We start from the raw sequence: 25,303 nt of genomic DNA, 5'->3' as shown, positions 1-25,303 counted from the left end.
ACCACTACCTCAGCCGTTGGGCCCTACTGTCGCAACGATGGTCACTTGCTTGTTGTCAGGAATTTCCTGATAAGCCAACACATGCAAACCCGGGACTGCCAATCGGCCGAATCGCGACAGCATCGCGCGAACCGGACCGGCTACCAGCAGAATCACCGGTTGACCTTGCATTTCCTGACGCTGCGCCGCTTCGATCAACGAGCGTTGCAGTTTCTCAGCCATGCTTGGCTCCAACAGAACACCCTCTTCCGAGCCTTGTCCTGCCTTCTGAAGACTATTGAGCAATATTTGTTCCAACCTTGGCTCCAGGGTGATTACTGGTAGCTCGGAGTCAGTCCCTACAATGCTTTGGACGATTGCGCGAGATACGCCGACGCGCACCGCGGCCACCAGCGCGGCAGTATCTTGACTCTTGCTGGCATTGTTGGCGATGGCTTCGGCAATGCTGCGAATGTCCCGTACTGGCACCTGTTCGGCCAGCAATGCCTGCAATACTTTGAGCAGCTGCGACAGAGACACCACACCAGGCACCAGCTCTTCGGCCAGTTTTGGCGAGCTTTTGGCCAACAATTGCATGAGTTGCTGCACTTCTTCGTGACCGATCAACTCGCTCGAGTGCTTGTACAGAATCTGGTTCAAGTGGGTTGCCACTACCGTACTGGCATCGACCACGGTGTAACCGAGGGATTGAGCCTGGGCACGCTGGCTGATTTCGATCCAGACCGCCTCCAGACCGAAAGCCGGATCTTTGGCGGTAATGCCGTTGAGCGTACCGTAGACCTGCCCCGGGTTGATCGCCAGTTCGCGATCCGGGTAAATTTCCGCCTCAGCGAGGATCACCCCCATCAGGGTCAGGCGATAGGCACTCGGCGCCAGGTCGAGGTTGTCACGGATATGCACGGTCGGCATCAGGAAGCCCAGGTCCTGGGAGAGTTTCTTGCGCACGCCCTTGATCCGCGCCAGCAACTGACCACCCTGATTGCGGTCCACCAGCGGAATCAGCCGGTAGCCGACTTCCAGGCCGATCATGTCGATCGGAGTGACGTCATCCCAGCCAAGCTCCTTGGTTTCCTGAGCGCGAGCGGGCGATGGCAGCAGTTCCTGTTGACGCTTGACCTCTTGCAGTGCCTGAACCTTGACCACGTTCTGCTTCTTCCAGAACAGGTACGCGCCGCCAGCCGCCAGGGCTGCCATGCTGAGAAAGGAAAAGTGCGGCATGCCCGGCACGAGGCCCATCACCGCCATCAAACCCGCCGCCACGGCCAACGCTTTGGGCGAGGCGAACATCTGGCGATTGATCTGCTTGCCCATGTCTTCCGAACCGGAAGCACGGGTCACCATGATCGCTGCAGCTGTAGATAAAAGCAGTGATGGCAATTGCGCCACCAAACCGTCACCGATGGTCAGCAGCGCGTAAACCTTGCCGGCATCGCCGAAGCTCATGCCGTGCTGGAAGATACCGACCGCCATGCCGCCGATCAGGTTGATGAACAGAATCAGCAGGCCGGCAATGGCGTCACCGCGAACGAACTTGCTGGCACCGTCCATGGAACCGTAGAACTCGGCTTCCTGGGCCACTTCCATCCGGCGCAGTTTGGCCTGGTTCTGGTCGATCAGGCCGGCATTCAAGTCGGCGTCGATGGCCATTTGTTTACCGGGCATCGCATCGAGGGTGAAACGCGCACTCACCTCGGAAATCCGCCCGGCACCCTTGGTCACCACGACAAAGTTGATGATCATCAAAATCGCGAAGACGACGATACCGACCACGTAGTTACCGCCGATCACCACCTCGCCGAAGGCCTGGATCACCTTACCGGCGGCGGCATGGCCGTCCTGACCGTGAAGCATCACCACCCGCGTGGAGGCCACGTTCAGCGCCAGCCGCAGCAATGTCGCCACCAGCAGAATGGTCGGGAACACCGCAAAATCCAGCGGCCGCAACGCGTAAACACAGACCAGCAAGACGACAATCGACAACGCGATATTGAACGTGAAGAACACGTCCAGCAGGAACGGCGGCACCGGCAACATCATCATCGCCAGCATGACCAGCAGCAACAACGGCACACCCAGATTGCCCCGACTTAAGTCGGCAACGTTTGTGCGGGCACTGTTGAGTAACTGAGAGCGATCCACCGGTATTCCCCGTTCCTTTAAAGCAAACTTTTTGACGCCTGAAGCAGGCGCAGAGCCGCTACTGCAAGAAGCCTTCCAACTTTTGCCGAGGTGGGGAATAGAGGGATCTACCGAGCTTTTGTAGCAGCTGTCGAGCCTGCGAGGCTGCGTTCGGCTGCGAAGCAGTCGTAAACCTTTGCGAGAACTTCGGTCGAGCGCGACCCCGGCTCGGACGCAGCCTCGCAGGCTCGACAGCTGCTACAAAAGCAATGGATTGCAAATATGGATCAACGTGCCGTCAGAATCTGCTCTTTGTGGATCGGACCGAACTGAAGCGCCTTGCCGCCCATGTACCGCGTACCTCTATACATTTGAAGACCTTCCACCTCTACAAAGTCCTCCTCGGTATAACCGAGCACCACGACGGATGACGGTGCCTTCTGATCAAAAAAGTCGTGCCCCAGCATGAGATTAAGGGCCCATTGAAAGCGAATGACCGGCAGGTCTTCGACGTTGATCTCTCGCTTGTTCTCCCAACGAAAATCCTTGCGCGAGACAACCTGCAAACGGCCATCGACCACACTGAATTGCGGTTTGTGATAACGCTCTTCCAGTCCTCCACTTGACCATTGATCCATGTAATAACGGGAGGACGTGAAGACATCGAACAACGCGCGGTTATCACCAATATTGCCAGCAGCGTCGAAGAAGTAATTGTAAGCATAGTGGTAGCCGAACCCGTCCAGTTCGGGGCGAATCGCATTGATAGGGTTGTTCAGATAACCCGGAATATAGGCATTGGCCACCTGCACAAAATGCGTAAAGTCCAGAGTCAGGTTGAACGTTGCCGAGTAACTGATCGTACGCTCGAGCTGGTTCTCCTCCAGGACTCCCGAAACAAATTCCAACGTCATCCCTTGAAGCTTTCTGTATTCACGCTCTGCCATGACCGTCACCTCAAATGCCTTAATGAACGCCCATCCATGGTGATCAATCCGATCATTGAACGACCATAGCAAGGACATCGAACGGGAGAGTTCCCAAGGCCATGACAACGCTTAACAGGAAGTGTGTCTACTGTCAGAAATAACAGGTGGAGCAGGTGTTTCGACAGACGGCACGACGTAGGCGCAAATCCGTTCGTCGCAACTGTCAGATCTGACAGTAGCCATCAATAGTGCCTTGGAGGCCAGATAGAGCAGCCCGATGGAGCAATATACTCACAGGAAAAAACCTCATGAATTCGATCACTGCCATTACAGACCCAGCGAATCCAAAAATTCTCGAAGCCTATGGTTCCGCAGGGGATCGACTCGACTTCGACAGCGTTTACCACCGTGATTTCATAACCGCTCGAGTCCCTTATTACACCGGCATGGCTCGGGGTCACACAGTTCGCATGACCTGGGAGAATCCTCGGCACAGCTATCATTCAGCAGTGGTGACCGTCGGGACACCGGGGCCTATTGATATTCCGATCCCACGCATTGAAGTGGTTGATGCCATCGGTCATACGGTCAAGGTCTACTACACCGTGCGTACCGCACCCGGAACCGCTCCGATTCCTTCCCGGACTCTCCTGTTGCATATCGACCCCTACGAGTTCGATTTGCTGGCACCGACCCTGTCGACAGATCAGAAAACCCTGAGCGTCAGGTACGTGGGCATGGTGCGCGGCTACACCGTTCGCATACGCGCCACCGGCAAAACCACCTGGAACAGCGACGAGCGCGAAGTGCAGACTGGCGTTACGCCGACATTCACACTCCCTTCGAACTGGATCGCAGAAAATCGAGGCATCGACACCCGGATCAATTACAGCGTTTACAAATCGGGAAGCGGGCAGCGGTTGATGTTTTCGAAGGTGTTAAGAGTGCGAGTAGGTGAAAGCGCACCGACTTTGTCCGAAAACTTTGATGACAAGCCAACACAGCTTATTACATCAGGTCAGCGAATCGAGCCCCCTAGTATGGCGATCACATTTCTCTCCGGTAGCGGAAGCATGGGGATCCTGGCACTTTCAACGGCACCAGGAAATTACCCGGCCTTACCTGGAAAGCGTGCCGGACAACTACTGAATCTCTGTTACCAAACTCAGGGAGTGCAGCGCTGCAGACTTGATCTTAGATCTGCCTGCTCCAAGGTCAGCTTTTGGCACACTTGGGTAAACACCTCCCCCCTGACAGCGTTTTACTACAACGCCAGCAACCAGCTATTGGGGGAGCGCGTGTTTAGTCAATCAGGTCATGATGCTCATCTGATCGAATTTTCAGCCAAGGGAATTATTCGAGTTGAAATTCAAACCAGTGCGACCGACTGGATTGGACTTGACTACTTCGTACTCACTCCCTAACAAACAATAACTCCCCCAGACACACCGACACCGTAAAAAACACAATCAGGAATCGCGTCGCAAATCTGGCGGAATCGGCAGGTTGTCCTTGAGCGGATCCGGGCGCTTGCCCTTGCCGGCGCGATGCTGGCGGATCTGGTAGACGTAAGCGAGTACCTGGGCGACGGCAAGGTAGAGCCCGCCGGGGATTTCCTGGTCAAGTTCGGTGGAGTAGTAAATCGAACGCGCCAGTGCCGGCGACTCAAGCAGCAGCACTTCGTTGGCCACAGCGATTTCACGGATCTTCAAGGCAAGGAAGTCGCTGCCCTTGGCGATCAGCATCGGCGCCCCACCCTTGTCCGGATCGTACTTGAGCGCTACGGCGTAGTGGGTCGGGTTGGTGATGACCACATCGGCGGCGGGGATCGCCGCCATCATCCGGCGCTGGGACATTTCGCGCTGCAATTGGCGAATGCGCTGTTTGACCTCCGGGCGCCCTTCCTGATCCTTGTGCTCGTCACGCACTTCCTGCTTGGTCATCAGCAGTTTCTTGTGGCTTTCCCAGAGCTGTACCGGCACGTCCACCGCGGCGATGATGATCAGCCCACAGGACATCCATAACGTACTCCAGCCCACTACCTGCAGGGAGTGAATAACAGCCAGCTCCAAAGGTTCGTGGGCAATGCGCATCAGGTCATCGATGTCTGACGACAACACCATCAGGGCCACGGCCAGGACGATCAAGAACTTCGCAAACGCCTTAAGCAGCTCCGCCACCGCCTTGAACGAAAACATTCGCTTGAGGCCCGCGGCAGGGTTCATCCGACTGAATTTCGGTGCCAGGGAACCCGCTGCAAATAGCCATCCACCAAGGGAGATCGGCCCGAGCAACGCTGCCAGCAACAGGGTGATCATGATCGGCTGAATCGCCAGCAAGGCTGTCAGCCCTGAACTCAACAGGTAAGTGTTCATGTAGCGCTGATCGAGAATGACTTCACGCGACAGGGAGAAATTCTGCCGCATCAACTCCATCAAGTCTTGCGCCAGCGCCCCGCCGAAAATCAGCAGCGCACCGGAACCCGCCAACATGATCGCCAGGGTGTTGAGCTCTTTTGAACGCGCGATCTCGCCCTTCTCGCGAGAGTCCTTCTTGCGCTTCTCCGTGGGGTCTTCTGTTTTGTCCTGACCGCTTTCGCTCTCAGCCATGACTCAGCGCGCCCGTGCCAGTTCGCGTAACAACTGCAAGGCCTCGGACGCCAGCGGTTGATACTGATTGATGATGTCCGCCAGCCCGACCCAGACAATGAATAGCCCGAGTACCAGGGTCATCGGGAAGCCGATGGAGAAGATGTTCAGCTGTGGCGCCGCCCGGGTCATGATGCCAAACGCAATGTTGACCACCAGCAACGCAGTGATCGCCGGCAACACCAGCAACAGCGCGGCGCCGAGGACCCAGCCGAGCTTGCCAGCCAGCTCCCAGAAATGATTGACCATCAACCCGCTACCGACCGGCAGCGTAGTGAAGCTTTCGGTGAGGATTTCGAACACCACCAGATGGCCGTTCATGGACAGGAACAACAGCGTCACCAGCATGGTGAAGAACTGCCCGATCACCGCCACCGAAACGCCGTTGGTGGGGTCGACCATCGAAGCGAAGCCCATGCCCATCTGGATGGAGACAATCTGCCCGGCGACCACGAAGGCCTGGAAGAATAGCTGCAAAGAGAAACCCAGCGCTGCACCGACGAGGATCTGCTCGGCAATCAGCAGCAGCCCGCTCAAGTCCAGCGCGTTGACCGGCGGCATCGGCGGCAACCCGGGGGCAATCACGACCGTGATCGCGATGGCGAAATAAAGGCGCACTCGCGTGGGCACCAGCGTCGTACCGAACACCGGCATGACCATCAGCAAGGCACCGATACGAAACAGCGGCAGCATGAACGTCGCCACCCAGGTACTGATCTGGGTATCGGTCAGCTGGAGCAGCGACATGGTTTAGCCGATGACCTGAGGAATACTGCCGTACAACTGCAGGATGTATTCCATGAAGGTCTGCACCAGCCACGGACCGGCGACGATCAACGTCACCAGCATCACCAGCAGGCGCGGCAGGAAGCTCAGGGTCTGTTCGTTGATCTGCGTAGCGGCCTGGAACATTGCCACCAACAGACCCACGAGCAAACTCGGAATCACCAGCACGGCAACCATCATGGTGGTCAGCCACAGTGCTTCCCGGAAGATGTCTACCGCAACTTCTGGCGTCATGGCGATACACCGCCGAAGCTGCTCGCCAGCGTACCGATGATCAACGCCCAGCCATCCACCAGCACGAACAGCATGATCTTGAATGGCAGGGAAATAATCAGTGGCGAGAGCATCATCATACCCATGGCCATCAGGACACTGGCCACGACCAGGTCGATGATCAGGAACGGAATGAAGATCATGAAGCCAATCTGGAACGCGGTTTTCAGTTCGGAGGTGACGAACGCCGGGACCAGAATCGTCAGCGGCGCCTGATCCGGCGACGCGATATCAGTGCGTTTGGACAAGCGCATGAACAACTCCAGATCGCTGCTGCGAGTCTGGGCGAGCATGAAATCCTTGATCGGCACCTGCGCCTTGGCCACGGCGTCTTGAGCGGTGAGTTTCTCCGCCAGATACGGCTGCAAGGCATCCTGATTAACCCGGTCGAATACCGGCGCCATGATAAACAGGGTCAGGAACAGCGCCATGCCCGTGAGGATCTGGTTCGACGGCGTTTGTTGCAGGCCGAGGGCCTGACGCAGGATCGAGAAGACGATGATGATCCGGGTAAAACTGGTCATCAGCATGACGAACGCCGGGATAAAACTCAGCGCAGTCATGATCAGCAGGATTTGCAGGCTGACCGAGTATTCTTGAGCGCCAGCGGCATTGGTGCCCAAGGTGATTGCCGGGATCGATAACGGATCGGCGGCGAACGCCAGCGGCGCGGCCAGCATCAGGGCCAGCGACAAGATGATGCGTAGCGCACCCATTACTTCTTATCCTTATGATCCTTGCCCATCAGCTCCATCAGGCGCTGGGCAAACTCGGGAGTGGCTTTTTCAGTACCGCTGGGCACTTGCACCGGCTCCTTGAGCACGTGCAACGCGGTGATGGTGCCGGGGCTCAAGCCCAGCAGAATCTGCTCGTTGCCGACCTGCACCAGCATCAGACGGTCACGCGGGCCAAGCGCGCGGGAACCGATCAGCTCGATCACCTGCCCCTTGCCGGCCGGCCCGGCCTGTTGCACTCGACGCAGCAACCAAGCGAGGAAGAAGATCAACCCCAGCACCAGCAGCAAACCGAACACCAACTGCGTCAATTGCCCGGCCACACCGCTGCTGACCGCGGGTGCGGCGGCAGCAGTAGCGGTCGCTACCGGCTCGGCAGCCAGAACGCTGAACGGCAAGCCGAGCAAAACCCCCAGAACCTTTTTCACTCAGCGCAACTTCTTGATGCGTTCGCTAGGGCTGATCACGTCGGTCAGGCGGATGCCGAACTTCTCGTTGACCACCACCACCTCACCGTGAGCGATGAGCGTGCCGTTGACCAGCACGTCCAGCGGTTCACCGGCCAGACGATCGAGTTCGATCACCGACCCCTGGTTAAGCTGCAGCAGGTTGCGGATGTTGATGTCGGTGCTGCCGACTTCCATGGAAATCGACACCGGGATATCGAGAATCACATCCAGGTTCGGACCGTCGAGGGTGACCGGGTCGTTATTTTTCGGCACGCTGCCGAACTCTTCCATCGGCAGACGGTTGGACGGCGAACTGGCGGCGTCAGCGGCCAGCAAGGCGTCGATGTCGTCCTGCCCGGCGTCGCCGGTTTCTTCCAGGGCCGCAGCCCATTCATCGGCCAGCGCCTGGTCGTCCTGGGTGTTCATATCGTTAGCCATCAATTTTTCCTCGGCGGGCATCCATTCAATCAGGAGCCGTCAGTTAAAAGCACAGGGGGTTTGGAGCGCCGGTCAGCGGCGCTCGATCGGCTCGATCACTTGCAACGCGAGGTTGCCTTTGTGCGACCCCATCTTGACCTTGAACGCAGGCACGCCGTTGGCGCGCATGATCATCTCATCCGGCATCTCGACCGGGATAATGTCCCCCGGCTGCATGTGCAGAATGTCCCGCAGGCGCAACTGGCGACGTGCAACCGTGGCGCCGATCGGAACGTCAACGTCCAGCACGTCCTGACGCAAGGCGTTGACCCAGCGCTCGTCCTGATCGTCGAGGTCCGACTGGAAGCCAGCGTCGAGCATTTCGCGTACAGGTTCGATCATCGAGTACGGCATGGTCACGTGCAGGTCGCCGCCACCGCCATCGAGTTCGATGTGGAAGGTCGATACCACAATGGCTTCGCTCGGGCCGACGATGTTGGCCATGGCCGGGTTCACTTCGGAGTTGATGTACTCGAAGTTCACTTCCATGATCGCCTGCCAGGCTTCCTTCAAATCGACGAACGCCTGCTCCAGCACCATGCGCACCACGCGCAGTTCGGTGGGGGTGAATTCACGCCCTTCGATCTTCGCGTGACGGCCGTCGCCGCCGAAGAAGTTGTCCACCAGTTTGAACACCAGTTTGGCGTCGAGGATGAACAACGCGGTGCCGCGCAACGGTTTGATCTTGACCAGGTTGAGGCTGGTCGGCACGTACAGCGAGTGCACGTATTCGCCGAACTTCATCACCTGCACGCCACCGACGGCAACGTCCGCCGAGCGGCGCAGCATGTTGAACATGCTGATGCGGGTGTAACGGGCGAAACGCTCGTTGATCATCTCCAGGGTCGGCATGCGTCCGCGGACGATGCGATCCTGGCTGGTCAGGTCGTAGCTTTTGACACTGCCGGGTTCAGCAGCGGTATCGGTCTGTACCAGACCATCGTCGACACCATGCAACAGCGCATCGATCTCATCCTGGGACAGCAGGTCCTGCACGGCCATGTCGTGTTCCTACTGCAGTACGAAATTAGTGAAAAGCAACTGTTCGATGACCACTTTGCCGAGTTCTTTCTGCGCCACTTCCTGGACGCTGGCCGTGGCTTTCTGACGCAACATTTCCTGACCGACCGGCGATGCCAGAGTGGCGAAATCCTGTCCGGAAAACAGCATGACCAGGTTGTTGCGGATGACGGGCATGTGGACTTTGAGCGCTTCCAGATCGGCTTGATTGCGACCCTGCATGGTGATGCTCACCTGCATGTAGCGCTGACGACCGTTCTGGTTGTAATTGGCCACGAAGGCCGGAGCCATGGGCTCGAAAATCGCTGGCTGCTTGCCGACCGGGGCGATTTCAGCCGCGGCGGCAGGCTTGCTCTGGGCGCTGTGCATGAAGAACCAGGTCGCTCCCACGGACAAACCGATCGCCAGCAGCAGGGCCACCACGATCACAATGATCAGCTTGAGTTTGCCTTTGGTTGCGGGGTCTTTTACTGCTGCTTCGCTCTTCGCCATGCCAATAATCCGTCACTATTCGGGTTTTCACAGTCGCACGGCAAGGCAAGAGCAAGTGTTATGCCAGAAGTGTCTGAGGGAAAACGGGAAGGACGGTCGACCGTGACCGAAAATCAAAAGATCGCAGCCTTCGGCAGCTCCTACAGGATGTACACAATCCAATGTAGGAGCTGCCGAAGGCTGCGATCTTTTAGGGGCGCCGCATTATCAGGCGTAGTAGTCGACGGCGCTGGAGCCGATGACGCTGGTGGTGCTGGCCGCTACTTCGGCAGCTGTTGGCGCAAGCGCCTCATCCATGGAGTCGAGACGACCACCACTGGCGTTGGTGCGTCCACCCTGGCTTTGACCCTGTTGAGCCTGTTCCTGCCCCTGACCCTGCCAGCCACGGGACTGGTCGGATACATTGACGTCGACCTGGCCCATGCCCTGCTGCGCAAACATGTCACGCAAGCGATGCATCTGCCCGTCCAGCGCTTCGCGAACACTTGGATGGGCGCTCATGAACGTCACTTGGGTCTGCTGATCCGGAACCATGTTCACCCGAATGTCCAGGCGCCCCAGTTCGGCCGGTTGCAACTGGATGTCGGCGGCCTTGAGATTGACGCTGGACAGGTACATGACCCGATTCACGACTTCTTCGGTCCAGCCGCTCTGATGCATGGCGATCGGTTGATTCACCGGCAATGCGTTCGCGGTTTTCGGCGTGGCCGCCTGGGTCAGTGCCGCCAGGCGGTTGGCGAAATCGTCGACCCGGGTATCGCTACTCGCGGACTTCAGGTCCTTGAGACCGTCATCGACAAGACCGCTGAAGGCCTTGTCGCTGCCCTGGCCGGTGCTGTCCTTGTCGGCCTGCACATCGAGCATGCTCGCCATGCCGGCGGCGAAGGTCTGCGCCGAGGTGGACTCGCCATCAGCCTGGGCCTCGGCCGAGGTCGGTGCCGCTTTTGGCTGGGCCTGACTCGCAGCCGAAATATGGCCGCCCTGCTCCATGGCCATGCGCACGGCGGGCAGTGCGTCGAGAGGATCGGCTTCGGGATCGAAATCGGTGTCAGTGCTTGCAACGACCGGAGTCGTTGCCGCCGTCACAGCCACCTCGACCTGCGGTTGTCGGGTGACTACAACGGGTGGAGCTGCCGGTACCGGCACTGGCACCGCAGGTTGTACTGCCTGCATCAACGCAGGATCCAGCGTCGGGTCAACGGGCGCGGCATCGGCAACCGGCGTCTGCGCAGTATCCGACCCGTCATCGCTGGCAGCCTCGTCCTCAGCCTGCGTCGGCTTATCGGCGGGCAAGGATTTGCCGCTATCGGCAACCGCAGGTTCCGGGGCGGCAGACTTGTCGTTGCTGACGTCCTTTTTATCGGGGCTGTCCGGCGTTTTATCGCGTATCGGCTTGGCCGATCCATCACCCACCGCAGAAGGTTTGTTCCGGGCTTGATTGGCGTAGACCTGAGCGAAGCTGGATGCCTTGTCCCCAGGCTCAGCGGCCAGCGCCGGTGTATTGGCGGAAGCGGCTTGAGTCTTGGCCTGCGCGGCGGCCTGAAGAAGCATATTGGGGGTAACGGGCATGGAACGGACTCCGCGGCACTGGGATCGTAGGTACAGTTGACGGAGATTATTGCAAAGGTCGCGCCAGGTTTGAGTGACAGGCACTAAAAGCGCCGGACGGTCTCATTGGCAGAGAAGGAACGTTGACGCTCCGCCTCATAGAGAGGTCGGACGATGGCGAATTCGCCGTCAATTTCCCCGATCAGCTTTTCGATGCCTGCGAGGTTTTTTTGCTTGGCGCGCTGCTCCAGCTCATGGCACAACTCAGCCAGGCGAATGGCGCCCATGTTGCTGCTGCTGCCCTTGAAACTATGGGCAGCATTCATGAGTTGCGCGGCATCTTCAGCCATTCGCAAGATGCGTAAACGCTCTTCGGAATCGGCAAGAAAGGTATCCAGCAACGTCGGATACTCATCCTCCATGACCTCTTGCAACGCGTTCAGTACGTCGCGGTCCAGGTGTGTGTCAGCCACTTGCTCACTCCTTGATCAAGAATGCGTGGATTATGCCAGAGCCTCCCAGAAAAACTCCACGCGGGCACTTCGACCATCGTCGGACCAACTCGCATTGTGGCCCAGCTGACGGATCAGACTGACGCCACGTCCCGACAGACGGACACCATCGACGGGCCGCTCCATCACCCGCGCGACATCGAAACCCTTGCCACTGTCTTCAACCCGAACCGTCAGGCACCCGCCCTCGCCTTTGGGTGTCACCTGCAAATGCACCCGCACAAAGCCGTCCTGCAACGCGTCCAGGCGTGTATTGCGTTGCTGATAATAGCGGGTAAACCCCGAGGCATCGCGCTTGAGCGCCGAATCCAGCCCCAGCACTCCATGCTCCAAGGCATTGGAATACAGTTCGGCCAAAACACTGTAGAGCGCCCCGCTCTGAGCCCGCAGACCGTGGACCTCAAGCAGCAATTGCAGAAGATACGGCAGCGGATTGAAGCGTTTGAGCGTGGCGGCGCGAAATTCGAAACTCACTGACCAGTCCAGCGGGCAGGACTGACCACTGTCGGAATACACCAGCGCCGGCGGGGTCAGTTGTGCGGCCTCCAGCAGACTGACCTCGACCATGCTCACGTCATCACGGGCCTCGCCGCGAAAGTCCCGCAACGCCTGCTCGATCTCTTCGAACAACTCATCAGGCTGGCGATTCGCCGCAAACACCTGCTCCAATCGCTCTACACCAAACAACTGTTCGTTGGCATCGCAGGTATCGATCACCCCGTCGGATAACAGGAAGACCCGATCCCCGACCGCCATCGGAAACACTTCGGTTCGGTCATCAAAAGATTGCGGGCTCAGCACGCCGAGCGGCAAATGCCGAGCCGTCAGCGTCGTTCGCTCACCGCTGGCGATGCTGTGCAGGTAACCGTCCGGCATTCCGCCGTTCCACACCTCCACCGAACGCCGCTGAAAACTCAGGCACAGCAGCGTTGCACAGCAGAACATGTCCACCGGCAGGATGCGCTTGAGCTTGGCATTCATCTCGCGCAGGGTTTCGGACAGGCCGTAACCCTTCGCGGTCATGCCATAGAAAACTTCGGCCAAGGGCATGGCACCGACCGCGGCCGGCAAACCGTGACCGGTAAAATCGCCGAGCAGCACGTGCATGTCGCCGGCCGGGGTGAACGCGGCCAGCAGCAGATCGCCGTTGAACAACGCATAGGGCGATTGCAGGTAGCGAATATTCGGTGCACTCAGGCAGCCGGAGTGGGCTACCTTGTCGAACACGGCTTTGGCCACCCGTTGCTCGTTGAGCAGGTAGTCGTGGTGCCTGGCGATCTGATCGCGCTGCTGCAACACCGTGGCCTGCAACCGCCGCAAGCGGTCCATCGCCTTGATCTTGGCGGCGAGGATCACCTGGTTGTAGGGCTTTGCCAGAAAGTCGTCACCACCGGCCTCCAGACAGCGGGCCAGCGCTTCGCTTTCGGTCAGCGAGGTGAGGAAGATGATCGGCACCAGGGTTTCCCCTGCCAATATCTTGATCTGCCGCGCCGCCTCGAAACCGTCCATCACCGGCATCATTGCGTCCATGAGCACCAGTTGCGGTCGTTGCTGGCGAAACGCTTCAACGGCTTCGGCACCATTGGCGGCCGTCAGCACCTCATGCCCCTGGCGACGAACGATGGTCGACAGCAGCATGCGATCGGCCGCGCTGTCTTCGGCGATCAGGATCGTCAGCGGTTCGAACAAGGGCTGCATGGCGGTCACGCCACGTCGAAGATTTGTTCGAAGTTGGAGATGGCGAGGATCTTGCGCACATCTGCGTTAGCGTTGGTCAACGTGATCTCGGCATTTTCGCCGCCAGCATGATCACGCAATAGCAACAGCATGCCGAGCGCTGAGCTGTCGAGGTAAGTGGCGTCTTTCAGATCCACTTCGAAGGATTCGGGTTTTGGCTGAAGATTTTCGTAGGACTCGCGAAATTCCTGATGCTTGGCGAAATCGAATCGTCCCTTGACCGATATCGTCAGCTTTTGCCCATTTTTGGATACTTCTGTAACGACTGGCATTTAACGGCTTCCTTGTCATTGGTGAACGTACGTGTACAAGGTTTAGCACTTGGCTGGGGCTGGGGCAAGATCAAAAGATCGCAGCCTTCGGCAGCTCCTACGTTGACTGCGTGCACACCCGGTTGTGTAGGAGCTGCCGAAGGCTGCGATCTTTTCGAAGGCAGCACTCAATAGGGATCCTGACGCGGCAACCGCTGGGACAACTCATCCAGCAGCTTTTGCTCACGCCGGTCTTCCAGCCGCCGTGCCTCATCCATGTAGCGCAACACCAGTTTGCGTAAGCCTTCGACCCGGGCGAACGCCTGCTGCCAGGATTCCCGCGCCTTGTTCAGGTTGTTTTGATGCCATACCAGGCTTTGTCGCTGCTGGTCGATGGCGGTCCCCAGTTGCGCAAGGAAGCCTTGATACCCCAGCAGCCATTGGCCAGACACGCCGCTGCTGCCGCGCACGATCCATTGCTCTTGATAGTCGAGACGAAAGGCTTCGAGGTCGGCGAGTTTGCTTTCGGCCAGACGGACTTGCCCCTGAAAGTGCCCCAGACGCAGGACCGCGGTTTTCTCGGCCTTTTCGGCCATTTCGACCACGGGGGCCAGGCGCGAGGCTCGGCTCTGGGCCATGACCGGTTAGCCGCCCGCCGCGGGAGCGAAAATCGTGCCGAGATAGGCTTCGCTTTCGCCCAGGCCGATGCTGTCGTTGAGGCCCTGGCGCAGGTATTTCACCAACTGCGGTTGCAGGGAGATCGCCAGGTCGGTTTCCCGATCACCACCAGCCACATAGGCGCCGACGCTGATCAAGTCGCGACTCTGCTGATACCGCGACCACAGTTGCTTGAAATACTGGGCGCGCCTCATGTGTTCGGGCGTAACCACCGACGGCATGACCCGGCTGATGGACGCTTCGATATCGATGGCCGGGTAATGACCTTCCTCGGCCAGGCGCCGGGACAGCACGATGTGCCCGTCTAGTACGCCTCGCGCGGCATCGGCAATCGGATCCTGCTGGTCATCACCTTCGGACAGTACGGTGTAGAAAGCGGTGATCGAACCGCCGCCCTTCTCCGCATTACCGGCCCGCTCCACCAGTTTCGGCAGTTTGGCGAACACCGATGGCGGATAGCCCTTGGTCGCTGGCGGTTCGCCGATGGCCAAGGCGATTTCCCGCTGGGCCTGGGCGAAACGGGTCAGGGAGTCCATGAGCAACAGGACGTTCTTGCCCTTGTCGCGGAAATACTCGGCGATGCGCGTGCAGTACATCGCCGCGCGCAGACGCATCAGCGGCGCATCGTCCGCAGGCGACGCCACCACCACCGAACGCTTGAGGCCTTCTTCACCGAGGATGTGCTCAATGAATTCTTTAACTTCACGACCCCGCTCACCGATCAGCCCGACGACGATGATGTCGGCCTCGGTGAAGCGGGTCATCATGCCCAGCAGCACACTCTTGCCCACGCCGGTACCGGCGAACAGGCCCAGACGCTGACCGCGACCGACCGTCAACAAACCGTTAATGCTACGAATGCCCACGTCCAGCGGCTCGCTGATCGGTTCACGTTTGAGCGGGTTGATGGTCGGGCCGTCCATCGGCACCCAGTCTTCGGCCTTCATCCCGCCCTTGCCGTCCAGCGCGCGACCGGCGCCATCAAGCACCCGCCCGAGCATGCTCATGCCCATCGGCAAGCGGCCGGTATCAGCCAGAGGAACCACACGAGCACCTGGAGCGATGCCGGCAACACTGCCGACCGGCATCAGAAACACCTTGCTGCCGGAGAAGCCCATGACTTCGGCTTCGACCTGCACCGGGTGATAACTGTCGTCGTTGATGACCATGCAGCGGCTGCCCATGGCGGCGCGCAAGCCCTCGGCTTCGAGGGTCAGGCCGACCATGCGCAGCAAGCGGCCTTCAAGGATCGGCGCGCCTTCCAGCTCCGTGGCCTCGGCATAACTGCCAAGGCGCTTGGCGAAGCTGGTGCGATCAAGGCGCATCGGGAACATCCGGCTCAGGTTCGACCGGCGAGACCGCTGGCTTGTCGCTGATCGGCAGTTCCAGGCTCAGATCCGGTTCGGCCGGGTGCAAGGCCTGTTCGTGCAATTGATCGAACAGCTTGTCCATGACCCGCGCAACGCGGGTTTCGACCGTGGCGTCGATACGGCTGTGTTCAGTCTCGACCCGGCAACCGCCGGGCAACAACGCCTCGTCCTCGACGATGCGCCAGGTTTCCTCATGGCGCTCGCGCAGGGCTTTGACCTGTTCGAAATCTTGCGGATTGATGTACAACCGCACATTGCCCACGCCCAGCGGCAAGAGCTTGAGGGCCTCGCGCATGACGTGTTCGATCTGCGTCGAGTCGATGGCCAGTTCGCGCTGAATCACCTGCTTGGTGATGTGCTGCACCAGGTCGACCAAGGACTTTTCGATCAGGGTGTCCTGCTCGGCGATAGGCTCGAACAGATGGCCCATCAGTTGCTCCAGAGCGGAAATCTTGGCGGCCAGGGCCACCTCGGCTTCCTGACGGACCTTGAGCATGGTGCTGTGGAAACCTTCTTTTTCGCCCGTGGCAAAGCCTTCGTTGTAGGCCTCCTGGCGAATGCTTTCGAGTTCTTCGAGGGTCAGTGGCTGGACTTCATCCAGTGGCACTTCTTCCATTTCCGGCGGCTCGGGCTCGGGTTCCGGCTCGGCTTCCGGCACGAACGGATCGAAACTCGGCAGCGACCAGACGTCGAAACCACCGACATCCTTGCCACGGATCAGATCGGTGTTGGACTCATCATGTTTGGACGACATAGTGACCTTAGATCATCTCTTCGCCGCCCTTCCCGCCGAGAACGATTTCTCCGGCTTCGGCCATACGGCGGGCAATGGTGAGGATTTCTTTCTGCGCGGTTTCCACGTCGCTGACGCGCACCGGGCCTTTGGCCTCGAGGTCGTCGCGCAACAGTTCGGCCGCCCGTTTGGACATGTTCTTGAAGATCTTCTCTTTGACGCCTTCGTCCGAACCCTTGAGGGCCAGCACCAGCACGTCGGAAGACACTTCGCGCAGCAGCGCTTGAATACCGCGATCGTCGACATCGGACAGGTTGTTGAACACGAACATGAGGTCTTCGATCTGACCGGACAGGTCTTCGTCAACTTCGCGGATCGAGTCCATCAGCTGACCTTCGATCGAGCTGTCGAGGAAGTTCATGATGTCTGCCGCGCGCTTGATGCCACCCAGTGTGGTGCGCGAGGCATTCGAGTTGCCGGAGAACTGCTTCTCGAGAATCTGGTTGAGTTCTTTCAGGGCCGCAGGCTGCACGGTGTTCAGCGAGGAGACCCGCAGAATGATGTCCAGACGCACCTTGTGGTCGAAGTTGCCGAGCACTTCGCCGGCCTGGTCCGGATCGAGGTACGCCACCACGATCGCCTGGATCTGCGGGTGCTCGTAACGGATCACGTCGGCGACGGCGCGCGGTTCCATCCACTTCAGGCTGTCGAGGCCACTGGTGTTGCCGCCCAGCAGGATGCGGTCGATCAGGCCGTTGGCCTTGTCTTCGCCCAGAGCCTGGGTGAGCATTTTGCGCACGTAGTCGTCTGAACCGACGCCGAGGCTGGTCTGGTCGCCGACGATGTCGACGAACTCGCTCATCACCTGCTCGACCTGCTCTCGGTGCACGTTACCCATTTGGGCCATGGCAACACCCACACGCTGGACCTCTTTGGGCCCCATGTGGCGCAGCACTTGGGCGGCATCGGTTGAACCCAGCGACAGCAGCAGAATCGCGGCTTTGTCGACCTTGCTCAGTTTGGCGGCAACGGCTCGGTTATCACTCATCTGCGTTAATCCACTCTTTCACGACCTGGGCCACGCGACCCGGATCTTCTGCCACCAGACTCTTGATTGCGTTCAACTGTGCGTCATAGCCTTCGCTCGGGCTCGGCAGCAGAATGCTGGTCGGGCCACCGAGACTGACGCGGTCGTTAGCCAGTTCGCCGTCCAGTCCGCCCATGCCACCCAACTCGACGTCGCTACCCAAGCCTGCAAACTGCTTGCCTTTGCCGCCACCGGTAATGTTGTTGAGCACCGGACGCAGCACACCGAATACCAGCACCAGGATGAACAAGACACCCAGCACTTGCTTGACGATGTCCCAGAACCACGGCTGGGAGTAGAACGGAATATCGGCAATCACTTCACCACGCTCGGCGGAGAACGGCATGTTGATCACGCTGACACTGTCGCCACGGCTGGCGTCGAAGCCGACGGCGTCCTGAACCAGGCGAGTGAAGCGCGCCAATTCATCGGCAGTCCACGGCGCACGGGTGGTTTCACCGTTGGCCGCGTTGATCTTGACCTGGTCGTCCACCACCACCGACACCGAGAGGCGATTCAAACGGCCCTGCTGTTGTTTGGTGTGGCTGATGGAACGGTCGAGTTCGAAGTTCTTGGTGGATTGTTGACGCTTGTCCGCCGGGTACGGTGCAAGCATTGGCTGGCCGGTGGCCGGGTCCATGATTTGCTGACCGTTGGCATCCAGCAGTGGCTGGCCCGGCTGCACCATGCCGGCCGACGCGGTAGCGCCACCGGTGGTTTGCGGTGCGGAGGCAGGCGACGGCGGCTGGTTGCTCAGGGCACCCGGCACACCTTGCGGGCCATTGCTGGCGGTACGCTGTTCGTTGACCGACTGCTCGCTGCGCAACGCCGGTTGGTCCGGGTTGAATTGCTCGGAGGTCGACTCGACGGCACTGAAGTCCACATCGGCCGAGACTTCAGCTTTATAGCGATCGTTGCCCAGCACTGGTTGCAGAATGTTGTGCACGCGCTGAGTCAGCATGCTTTCCATGCGGCGGCTGTAATCGAATTGCTTGCCGGCCATGGTCAGTTCGGAATTTTCCGCCTGATCCGACAGCAGGTTGCCCTTCTGGTCGACGACGGTGATCTGGGATTTGCTGAGTTCGGGAACGCTGGTGGCCACCAGGTTGATGATCGCCAGTACCTGGCCAGGCTCCAGCGAGCGGCCGGAGTACAGTTCCACCAGAATCGAAGCGCTCGGCTTGCGCTCGTCGCGCACGAACACCGAACTTTTCGGAATCGCCAGGTGCACACGGGCACCCTTGACGTTGTTCAGGCTGGAAATGGTGCGGGCCAGTTCGCCTTCGAGACCACGACGATAACGGGTCGCTTCCATGAACTGGCTGGTGCCCAGGCCCTGGTCCTTGTCGAGAATTTCAAAACCGATGTTGCCGTCGCTGGGAGTGACACCAGCGCCCGCGAGTTTGATTCGCGCACGGGACAGGTCATCGGCCTTGACCAGCAAGGCACCGGAGTTCGGTTCAACGGTATAGGGAATGTCGGCTGCGGCCAGGGTATCCATGACCTGTTTGGCGTCCATACCGGCAAGGCTGCCGTACAGAGGCCGGTAGTCCGGCTGTTGGGACCACAACACCACGGCAAAGCCAATCGCCACGCTCGCAGCCAGGCCGACCAACAGGCCCACCTGACGCAACATGGTCATCTCGGAGAGGTTTTCCAGGAAGGACAACCCGAACAGCGGCGGCTTGCCGTCTATTGGAGTGGCCTTGGCCGGAACATTATCGGCGACTGCTTCTGCCATGACTCAATTCGTCCTTAAACCGGCATCTGCATGATGTCTTGGTATGCCTGAACCAGCTTATTGCGTACTTGGGTCAACGCTTGAAAAGACACGCTGGCCTTCTGCGAGGAAATCATCACGTCCGTCAGGTCGACGCCGCTCTTGCCGATCTCGAAGGCACTGGCCAACTGACTGGACGCCTGCTGGGTGTCGTTCACTTTATTGACGGCCTGACCGAGCATGTCGGAAAAGCTGCTGCCACCCAGTTCAGGAACGGCGGCAGTCGATTTCGACGCAGACATGGCATCCATTTGCATGGAACGCATGTCCAGCATCAATCGATTGAATTCAATACCTTGGCTCATGGCTTCTCTCTTTGACGAGCTACGTCTTTGGCGACCCGCGATTTTTTTGACACTCACTCGGCGGGTAGTGAGGTGTTAGCAACAAGGGTGCCAGCTCCGTGGTCGCTCTAAACAAAAGCCGTCCAGGGCTTTGCCTTAACCGTGAATCACCGCAAATCCATTGTGGGAGCGAGCCTGCTCGCGAAGAGGGAGTGTCAGTCGACATTTATGAACCTGTCATGCCGCCTTCGCGAGCAGGCTCGCTCCCACATTTAAATCGGTGTGCTTTCGTCAACTTTCAGGTGGCGAACAAATAAGCTTCCACGTCCATTCCGGCATCACGCATCTGCGCCAGCTTGTAGCGTAAGGTGCGTGGACTGATGCCCAGCCGCTCGGCGGCTTCTTTGCGACGACCGCGCTCGGAGCGCAAGGTGTCGATAATCATCTGGAACTCACGGCGACGCAGGTCATCGCCGAGGGCGCCCGCCGATTCGGCGTCGACTTCTACTGCGCGTACAGTCGTCGGCGCCAATGCCGGCAACGGCGCACACGCCACAGGCCCGGCCAGGCAGAAATCCTCAGGCTGTATCAATCCGCCCTGCTGCAGAATCAAGGCACGCTGAATCGCGTTATCCAGCTCACGCACATTACCCGGCCATGGATAACCGATCAGGCACGCCTGAGCCTCGGGCGACAGCTTTGCCGCGGCATGCTTCATTTTATTGACGTACTTGGCCAAAAGACGCTCGGCCAATGGCAGGATGTCGGCGGTACGTTCGCGCAACGGACGCCAGGCCAGCGGAAACACCGACAGGCGATAGTAGAGGTCTTCGCGAAAACGCCCCGCCGCCACTTCACCCGCCAGGTCACGATTGGTGGTTGCCACGACCCGAATGTCCAGCGTGATCGGCTTGCGTGCGCCGACCCGCTCGACTTCGCGCTCTTGCAAAACCCGCAGCAACTTAGCCTGGAGCCCGAGGGGCATTTCGGAAATTTCGTCGAGCAGGATAGTCCCGCCATCAGCCTGTTCGAACTTGCCGGCCTGTGCCGCGATGGCGCCGGTGAACGAGCCCTTTTCGTGACCGAATAACGTGGCTTCGAGCATGTTGTCGGGGATGGCTGCGCAGTTGATCGCAATGAACGGCTGACTGGCGCGATGGGAGTGCTGATGAATGTAACGCGCCAGCACTTCTTTACCGGTCCCGGACTCACCGGAGATCAACACCGTTGAATCACTGCGCGCCACCCGTGCGGCCAATTCCAGCAATTGCGCACTGGCCGGCTCGAACGCTACAGGCCCCTCGCCCTCGGTCGCGCCGAGGCTGCCCAGCGCATGACGCGCCACCAGATCGAGCAATGCCTTGGGCTCGAACGGTTTGACCAGGTAATCCGCCGCGCCTTGGCGCATCGCATCGACTGCCCGCTCCACGGCGCCGTGAGCCGTCATCAGCAACACCGGCAACTGCGGCTGACGAGTGCGCAGCAATCCGAGCAGTTGATGGCCGTCCATGCCCGGCATGTTGACGTCACTCAGCACAAGGTTGAACGCCTCATTACCGACCGCCGCCAATGCTTCTTCTGCCGAACCTACCGCCGTGTAGTCGTGCCCGGCGAGCAGCAGCGTATCGGCCAGTGCTTCGCGTAGCGCGCGGTCATCCTCGACCAGTAAAACCTTGATTGCCATGTCCTTCACTCCGCTCCCAGAGCGCTGGGCTTCTCACCAGAAAAAAGCGGCAGGATGACCTGCGCACACGTGCCGCGACCGAGCCGCGAGCGCAGCTGCAATTCTCCTTGATGAGCACGCGTAACTGCCTTGACCACGGTCAGGCCGAGGCCGGTTCCGGTGGTTTTAGTGGTAAAGAAGGGCTCACCCAGACGCGCCAGTACTTTCGTATCGATGCCGCTACCGCTGTCACTGACAGATACGCGCAGGTTGTTGTCTCGGGTATAGAAATGGACTTTCAAACGCACATCGCCGGCGCTGGCCTGGATGGCGTTCTCGATCAGGTTCAGAATCGCCCCGACCAGCGTGTCACGATTGCACAGCAACTCGCCGGAATGACTGTCGCACTGCCAGCGAATCGGCAGGCCCTGCACATGGGTCAGCGCGGCTGCCTGCAGCGACTGCATCAGCATTTTGGGTGTGACGCGATCGGTCAGCGGCAGCTCGCCGCGCGCAAACACCAGCATGTCGCGAACCTGATGCTCCAACTCATGCAGACGCTCTTTCAGGCGCCCGGCAAAACGCTGCTGGGTCTCGACCGGCAACGCTTGCTCAGTCAAATGACTGGCGTAGAGCAAGGCGGCGGACAAAGGGGTACGAATCTGATGAGCCAGCGAAGCGACCATTCGGCCGAGGGACGAGAGTCGTTCGTGGCGGGCCAGTTGATCTTGCAGATGACGGGTTTCAGTCAGGTCGTTGAGCAACACCAACTGTCCGGGCTCGGCATCCAGCGAGCGAGTAGAGATCGACAAACGCCGACCGTCCTTAAGCGAGATTTCGTGACCGTCGTCTTCACGGGGCGCAAAGCAGCGGGCAATGACATGACGCCACAGTTCGCCTTCAAGGGGCAGACCGAGCAGTTCGCAGGCAGCGGGGTTGGCTTCGCGCACGATGCCTTGGGCGTCGATGACGATGACGCCGCCGGGCAACAGATCGAGGAGGTTTTGTAGCCGGTTGGCCAGGCGTTCTTTTTCCGCCAGCTCCTGCATACGCTGAGCACTGACCACTGCCAGCTCGCCCTTGAGCTCGGTGACCCGGGCTTCGAGCATGCTGTAGGAATCGGTCAATTGACTCGACATCTGGCTGAACAGTGCAAACGCCTGCTCAAGGCCAAGCCGGCTCGCCTGCTCTACGGACGACGGTTGTCCCGACGCGTCAGGGACAGGAGACATCTGGGCGGCTTGGGGCATTGTGCTCTCTCGCTTGGCTGACCGTCAGTTAAACGGAACGTTGCGAGGGATGTAGCAATACCCGTGCCTAAAAAAAACCGCCTACAAATGAAGGACTTGAAAAACAGGCGTCAATCATCCGCCTGTTCATCTCCATCACGACGGCTCATGCCGTACTTGCGCATCTTTTCCACCAGTGTGGTGCGACGAATGCGCAGGCGTTCGGCGGCGCGCGCAACGATGCCATTGGCATCATCCAGCGCCTGCTGAATCAGACCTTGTTCCAGACCACCGAGGTAGTCCTTCAGGTCCAGACCTTCCGGCGGCAGCATGGCGCCGGCAGAGAAGTCCGGTGCATGACCGTTGATGGCCACGCGCTCTTCAAGATCGCTGCGCAAGCTGTCGACCAGTTGCTCGTCTTCATCATCTACGTAACGGAATTTCTTCGGCAACTCGACCACGCCGATCACCCCGTACGGATGCATGATTGCCATGCGCTCCACCAGGTTGGCGAGTTCGCGGACGTTGCCCGGCCAGCCGTGGCGGCACAGCGACATGATCGCTGCGGAATTGAAACGGATCGAACCACGCTTCTCGTGCTCCATGCGCGAGATCAACTCGTTCATCAGCAGCGGAATGTCTTCGACACGCTCGCGCAGTGGCGCCATTTCGATAGGGAACACGTTCAGGCGGTAGTACAAGTCTTCGCGGAAGGTGCCGATCTCGATCATGCTTTCGAGATTCTTGTGGGTCGCCGCAATGATCCGCACATCGACGCTTTGGGTCTTGTTGCTGCCCACGCGCTCGAAGGTGCGTTCCTGCAATACGCGCAGCAACTTGACCTGCATCGGCAGCGGCATGTCGCCGATCTCATCGAGGAACAGCGTGCCGCCATTGGCCAGTTCGAAACGCCCTGCGCGGCTGGTGATTGCCCCAGTGAAGGCGCCCTTCTCGTGGCCAAACAGTTCGCTTTCCAGCAACTCGGCCGGGATCGCCCCGCAGTTGACCGGTACGAACGGCGCGTCACGACGTTTGGAGTGATAGTGCAGGTTGCGCGCGACCACTTCCTTGCCGGTCCCGGACTCACCGAGGATCAGCACACTGGCGTCGGTGTCGGCGACTTGCTGCATCATCTGACGAACGTGTTGAATCGCCCGGCTGGTGCCGACAAGACTGCGGAAAAGATTGGGCTCACGGTGACGACCGCGCTCGCGGGCCTGGTCGTACATCTCGCGATAGACCTGGGCACGGTGCAGGGAGTCGAGCAATTTGCTGTAGCTGGGCGGCATTTCGAGGGTCGAAAGCACTCGACGACGCTGGTCTTCTGGCAAGTCAACGGAAGAATTATCGCCCATCAACAAAACCGGAAGGAACTCATCCCAGGTTGAGAGTGTCTTTAACAGGCCCGTAAGTGCGCCAGGAGCATTGACCGTCCCGATGAGGACACAGATTACTTCGCGACTTGATGACAATGAGCCGACAGCCTGCTGCCAGTCATGGCTACCGCAGGGTAAATTTTCTTCGCCAAGAAAATTTAAAATCACCGCCAAATCGCGGCGGCGGACGCTATCGTCATCAATCAGCAGAATTTTGGTTTCACGCCACATGCAATAGCAACTTCCCTAGTCAACTCAATGCCCAAATGCTGGGGCAAGCTAGACGCTTGTAGACTCTTTGAGCCTGTAGACGCCTGAAATCTGGAAACAGCCACTAGTTAAGTCAAAAAACCGTGCACAGTCAAATTTATGGCGCACTATGTTTGGATTAACCGGGGATTAATTAACCAAACAGATGGTAAACCTTTGCCGCGCTCTGTGCTTGGTGGATCTGCGACATCTCGTCAACTATCGCTTGGCGCTCCCCTGTAGCGGCCTCAAGAAGCTGTTTATACACCCCCAACAGCTCCTCAAGATTATCGCGTAACGCGGCCTCGTCCACCGAAGCTTCACTCAAGACGTCTTCCATGCAGGAACGGCAAGCCAGGTCCAATTCACCAATGGCTTCCCAGTTACGCTCGGCCAAAGCACCGACCAGGCCATCACGGGTTTGTTCGATTCGCTGCAATACAAGACTCATGGTGATCTCCTTAAAACTGCGGACCCGGCGCGGCGATAGCATCCCAGCCGTCTTTGACGGTGCGAAGCAAATCAGCGACTTCGTCGAGAATCTTTGGATCGGTTTTGATGTTGGCTTCTGTCAGACGCTTCATCATGTAGGTGTACAGCTTGTCCAGCTCACCCACAGACTCAATAGAGTTTTCCAGGTCCAGGCCCTCACGCAATCCGCCGATGATCCCGATCGCCTTGCCGATGAAAATACCTTTGTTGGGGATATCCTTGCGCTCCATGGCTCCCTTGGCCTGAGCGATGCGATCCAGACCACCCTCCATGAGCATTTGCACCAGGCGATGGGGGCTGGCTTCGGAAGTCTGGGCCTGAGCGCCAATCTTCTGGTACTGCCGAAGGGCTAACATCGGGTTCATGTTCTACCTCATTAAAACTTTGT

The 25,303-nt window shown here is 59.0% G+C and carries 26 protein-coding genes; 1 reads left to right on the top strand and 25 read right to left on the bottom strand.

Features of this window, described 5'->3' with window-relative positions; all coding sequences use genetic code 11:
- Positions 1 to 9: 9 nt before the first annotated feature.
- Together flhA and VD17_RS13835 are read right to left on the bottom strand one after the other, a co-directional pair.
- Positions 10 to 2,139 carry a flagellar biosynthesis protein FlhA gene (flhA, locus tag VD17_RS13840; protein ID WP_046054290.1) on the bottom strand — a complete coding sequence of 710 codons (2,130 nt, stop codon included), beginning with the start codon at positions 2,137 to 2,139 and terminating at the stop codon, positions 10 to 12.
- A 266-nt stretch (positions 2,140 to 2,405) separates the two neighbouring features.
- Complete coding sequence (locus tag VD17_RS13835) at positions 2,406 to 3,065, bottom strand: hypothetical protein (protein ID WP_046054289.1); 660 nt, start codon at positions 3,063 to 3,065, stop codon at positions 2,406 to 2,408.
- Positions 3,066 to 3,355: 290 nt separating this feature from the next.
- On the opposite strand from VD17_RS13835, the gene VD17_RS31220 reads away from it, so the two are divergent.
- Positions 3,356 to 4,471, top strand: coding sequence for a hypothetical protein (locus VD17_RS31220; RefSeq protein WP_052962692.1), 1,116 nt, complete (start codon positions 3,356 to 3,358; stop codon positions 4,469 to 4,471).
- Between the two features lie 45 nt (positions 4,472 to 4,516).
- Here the strand turns inward: VD17_RS31220 and flhB are convergent, their stop codons facing one another.
- From flhB to fliS, 23 genes are all read right to left on the bottom strand, one after another.
- On the bottom strand, positions 4,517 to 5,656 hold the full coding sequence (gene flhB, locus VD17_RS13825; RefSeq protein WP_046054288.1) for a flagellar biosynthesis protein FlhB: 1,140 nt from the start codon (positions 5,654 to 5,656) through the stop codon (positions 4,517 to 4,519).
- Between the two features lie 3 nt (positions 5,657 to 5,659).
- A complete protein-coding gene (fliR, locus tag VD17_RS13820) occupies positions 5,660 to 6,442 on the bottom strand; it encodes a flagellar biosynthetic protein FliR (RefSeq protein ID WP_046054287.1) in 783 nt (260 codons plus the stop codon).
- 3 nt (positions 6,443 to 6,445) lie between these two features.
- Positions 6,446 to 6,715 carry a flagellar biosynthesis protein FliQ gene (gene fliQ / locus VD17_RS13815; RefSeq protein ID WP_007948918.1) on the bottom strand — a complete coding sequence of 90 codons (270 nt, stop codon included), beginning with the start codon at positions 6,713 to 6,715 and terminating at the stop codon, positions 6,446 to 6,448.
- Positions 6,712 to 7,470 carry a flagellar type III secretion system pore protein FliP gene (gene fliP / locus VD17_RS13810; protein WP_046054286.1) on the bottom strand — a complete coding sequence of 253 codons (759 nt, stop codon included), beginning with the start codon at positions 7,468 to 7,470 and terminating at the stop codon, positions 6,712 to 6,714. Before fliP ends, fliQ begins: the two co-directional genes overlap by 4 nt.
- On the bottom strand, positions 7,470 to 7,916 hold the full coding sequence (fliO, locus tag VD17_RS13805) for a flagellar biosynthetic protein FliO (RefSeq protein WP_046054285.1): 447 nt from the start codon (positions 7,914 to 7,916) through the stop codon (positions 7,470 to 7,472). The genes fliP and fliO overlap by 1 nt, the downstream gene beginning before the upstream one ends.
- Positions 7,917 to 8,396, bottom strand: coding sequence for a flagellar motor switch protein FliN (gene fliN, locus VD17_RS13800; protein ID WP_440130569.1), 480 nt, complete (start codon positions 8,394 to 8,396; stop codon positions 7,917 to 7,919).
- 51 nt (positions 8,397 to 8,447) lie between these two features.
- Positions 8,448 to 9,416: a flagellar motor switch protein FliM gene (gene fliM / locus VD17_RS13795; protein WP_008151077.1), complete on the bottom strand. Its 969-nt coding sequence runs from the start codon at positions 9,414 to 9,416 to the stop codon at positions 8,448 to 8,450.
- A 9-nt stretch (positions 9,417 to 9,425) separates the two neighbouring features.
- The gene (gene fliL, locus VD17_RS13790; protein WP_046054284.1) at positions 9,426 to 9,926 is read right to left on the bottom strand and encodes a flagellar basal body-associated protein FliL; all 501 of its coding nucleotides are present in this window, start codon (positions 9,924 to 9,926) and stop codon (positions 9,426 to 9,428) included.
- A 207-nt stretch (positions 9,927 to 10,133) separates the two neighbouring features.
- A complete protein-coding gene (locus tag VD17_RS13785; protein WP_046054283.1) occupies positions 10,134 to 11,495 on the bottom strand; it encodes a flagellar hook-length control protein FliK in 1,362 nt (453 codons plus the stop codon).
- An 83-nt stretch (positions 11,496 to 11,578) separates the two neighbouring features.
- Positions 11,579 to 11,947 (bottom strand): Hpt domain-containing protein, encoded by a 369-nt coding sequence (locus tag VD17_RS13780; protein WP_046054282.1) that lies wholly within the window; start codon positions 11,945 to 11,947, stop codon positions 11,579 to 11,581.
- 30 nt (positions 11,948 to 11,977) lie between these two features.
- On the bottom strand, positions 11,978 to 13,684 hold the full coding sequence (locus VD17_RS13775) for an ATP-binding SpoIIE family protein phosphatase (RefSeq protein WP_046054281.1): 1,707 nt from the start codon (positions 13,682 to 13,684) through the stop codon (positions 11,978 to 11,980).
- A gap of 5 nt (positions 13,685 to 13,689) precedes the next feature.
- Entirely contained in the window at positions 13,690 to 13,995 is a 306-nt protein-coding gene (locus VD17_RS13770; protein ID WP_046054280.1) for an STAS domain-containing protein, read from the bottom strand.
- Between the two features lie 167 nt (positions 13,996 to 14,162).
- On the bottom strand, positions 14,163 to 14,612 hold the full coding sequence (gene fliJ, locus VD17_RS13765; RefSeq protein WP_033055981.1) for a flagellar export protein FliJ: 450 nt from the start codon (positions 14,610 to 14,612) through the stop codon (positions 14,163 to 14,165).
- Positions 14,613 to 14,618: 6 nt separating this feature from the next.
- The gene (fliI, locus tag VD17_RS13760) at positions 14,619 to 15,977 is read right to left on the bottom strand and encodes a flagellar protein export ATPase FliI (RefSeq protein WP_046054279.1); all 1,359 of its coding nucleotides are present in this window, start codon (positions 15,975 to 15,977) and stop codon (positions 14,619 to 14,621) included.
- Positions 15,967 to 16,776 (bottom strand): flagellar assembly protein FliH, encoded by an 810-nt coding sequence (gene fliH, locus VD17_RS13755; protein WP_046054278.1) that lies wholly within the window; start codon positions 16,774 to 16,776, stop codon positions 15,967 to 15,969. Before fliH ends, fliI begins: the two co-directional genes overlap by 11 nt.
- Positions 16,777 to 16,783: 7 nt before the next feature.
- Complete coding sequence (gene fliG / locus VD17_RS13750; protein WP_007948903.1) at positions 16,784 to 17,803, bottom strand: flagellar motor switch protein FliG; 1,020 nt, start codon at positions 17,801 to 17,803, stop codon at positions 16,784 to 16,786.
- On the bottom strand, positions 17,796 to 19,583 hold the full coding sequence (fliF, locus tag VD17_RS13745; RefSeq protein WP_046054277.1) for a flagellar basal-body MS-ring/collar protein FliF: 1,788 nt from the start codon (positions 19,581 to 19,583) through the stop codon (positions 17,796 to 17,798). The genes fliG and fliF overlap by 8 nt, the downstream gene beginning before the upstream one ends.
- Positions 19,584 to 19,597: 14 nt before the next feature.
- Positions 19,598 to 19,927 carry a flagellar hook-basal body complex protein FliE gene (gene fliE, locus VD17_RS13740; RefSeq protein WP_046054276.1) on the bottom strand — a complete coding sequence of 110 codons (330 nt, stop codon included), beginning with the start codon at positions 19,925 to 19,927 and terminating at the stop codon, positions 19,598 to 19,600.
- Between the two features lie 277 nt (positions 19,928 to 20,204).
- Entirely contained in the window at positions 20,205 to 21,590 is a 1,386-nt protein-coding gene (fleR, locus tag VD17_RS13735; RefSeq protein WP_046054275.1) for a sigma-54-dependent response regulator transcription factor FleR, read from the bottom strand.
- Positions 21,591 to 21,595: 5 nt separating this feature from the next.
- Positions 21,596 to 22,801 (bottom strand): sensor histidine kinase, encoded by a 1,206-nt coding sequence (locus VD17_RS13730; protein ID WP_185753149.1) that lies wholly within the window; start codon positions 22,799 to 22,801, stop codon positions 21,596 to 21,598.
- A 128-nt stretch (positions 22,802 to 22,929) separates the two neighbouring features.
- On the bottom strand, positions 22,930 to 24,405 hold the full coding sequence (locus tag VD17_RS13725; protein ID WP_046054273.1) for a sigma-54 dependent transcriptional regulator: 1,476 nt from the start codon (positions 24,403 to 24,405) through the stop codon (positions 22,930 to 22,932).
- A gap of 172 nt (positions 24,406 to 24,577) precedes the next feature.
- Positions 24,578 to 24,874, bottom strand: a complete 297-nt coding sequence (locus tag VD17_RS13720) for a hypothetical protein (RefSeq protein ID WP_046054272.1) — start codon at positions 24,872 to 24,874, stop codon at positions 24,578 to 24,580.
- A 10-nt stretch (positions 24,875 to 24,884) separates the two neighbouring features.
- Positions 24,885 to 25,280, bottom strand: coding sequence for a flagellar export chaperone FliS (fliS, locus tag VD17_RS13715; RefSeq protein WP_046054271.1), 396 nt, complete (start codon positions 25,278 to 25,280; stop codon positions 24,885 to 24,887).
- Positions 25,281 to 25,303: the final 23 nt, after the last annotated feature.

The organism is Pseudomonas fluorescens (assembly GCF_000968015.1).
Lineage (GTDB): Bacteria > Pseudomonadota > Gammaproteobacteria > Pseudomonadales > Pseudomonadaceae > Aquipseudomonas > Aquipseudomonas fluorescens_W.
The sequence above is the reverse complement of the archived record's forward strand: the minus strand, read 5'-3'. Positions and strand labels throughout refer to the sequence as shown.

Bases quoted from the DNA above. Each gene is read 5' to 3' on its own strand.
- VD17_RS13835 (WP_046054289.1), bottom strand. From the start codon at position 3,065: ATGGCAGAGCGTGAATACAGAAAGCTTCAAGGGATGACGTTGGAATTT.
- VD17_RS31220 (WP_052962692.1), top strand. From the start codon at position 3,356: ATGAATTCGATCACTGCCATTACAGACCCAGCGAATCCAAAAATTCTC.
- flhB (WP_046054288.1), bottom strand. From the start codon at position 5,656: ATGGCTGAGAGCGAAAGCGGTCAGGACAAAACAGAAGACCCCACGGAG.
- fliR (WP_046054287.1), bottom strand. From the start codon at position 6,442: ATGTCGCTGCTCCAGCTGACCGATACCCAGATCAGTACCTGGGTGGCG.
- fliQ (WP_007948918.1), bottom strand. From the start codon at position 6,715: ATGACGCCAGAAGTTGCGGTAGACATCTTCCGGGAAGCACTGTGGCTG.
- fliP (WP_046054286.1), bottom strand. From the start codon at position 7,470: ATGGGTGCGCTACGCATCATCTTGTCGCTGGCCCTGATGCTGGCCGCG.
- fliN (WP_440130569.1), bottom strand. From the start codon at position 8,396: ATGCCCGCCGAGGAAAAATTGATGGCTAACGATATGAACACCCAGGAC.
- fliM (WP_008151077.1), bottom strand. From the start codon at position 9,416: ATGGCCGTGCAGGACCTGCTGTCCCAGGATGAGATCGATGCGCTGTTG.
- fliL (WP_046054284.1), bottom strand. From the start codon at position 9,926: ATGGCGAAGAGCGAAGCAGCAGTAAAAGACCCCGCAACCAAAGGCAAA.
- VD17_RS13785 (WP_046054283.1), bottom strand. From the start codon at position 11,495: ATGCCCGTTACCCCCAATATGCTTCTTCAGGCCGCCGCGCAGGCCAAG.
- VD17_RS13775 (WP_046054281.1), bottom strand. From the start codon at position 13,684: ATGCAGCCCTTGTTCGAACCGCTGACGATCCTGATCGCCGAAGACAGC.
- VD17_RS13770 (WP_046054280.1), bottom strand. From the start codon at position 13,995: ATGCCAGTCGTTACAGAAGTATCCAAAAATGGGCAAAAGCTGACGATA.
- fliJ (WP_033055981.1), bottom strand. From the start codon at position 14,612: ATGGCCCAGAGCCGAGCCTCGCGCCTGGCCCCCGTGGTCGAAATGGCC.
- fliI (WP_046054279.1), bottom strand. From the start codon at position 15,977: ATGCGCCTTGATCGCACCAGCTTCGCCAAGCGCCTTGGCAGTTATGCC.
- fliH (WP_046054278.1), bottom strand. From the start codon at position 16,776: ATGTCGTCCAAACATGATGAGTCCAACACCGATCTGATCCGTGGCAAG.
- fliG (WP_007948903.1), bottom strand. From the start codon at position 17,803: ATGAGTGATAACCGAGCCGTTGCCGCCAAACTGAGCAAGGTCGACAAA.
- fliF (WP_046054277.1), bottom strand. From the start codon at position 19,583: ATGGCAGAAGCAGTCGCCGATAATGTTCCGGCCAAGGCCACTCCAATA.
- fliE (WP_046054276.1), bottom strand. From the start codon at position 19,927: ATGAGCCAAGGTATTGAATTCAATCGATTGATGCTGGACATGCGTTCC.
- fleR (WP_046054275.1), bottom strand. From the start codon at position 21,590: ATGGCAATCAAGGTTTTACTGGTCGAGGATGACCGCGCGCTACGCGAA.
- VD17_RS13730 (WP_185753149.1), bottom strand. From the start codon at position 22,801: ATGTCTCCTGTCCCTGACGCGTCGGGACAACCGTCGTCCGTAGAGCAG.
- VD17_RS13725 (WP_046054273.1), bottom strand. From the start codon at position 24,405: ATGTGGCGTGAAACCAAAATTCTGCTGATTGATGACGATAGCGTCCGC.
- VD17_RS13720 (WP_046054272.1), bottom strand. From the start codon at position 24,874: ATGAGTCTTGTATTGCAGCGAATCGAACAAACCCGTGATGGCCTGGTC.
- fliS (WP_046054271.1), bottom strand. From the start codon at position 25,280: ATGAACCCGATGTTAGCCCTTCGGCAGTACCAGAAGATTGGCGCTCAG.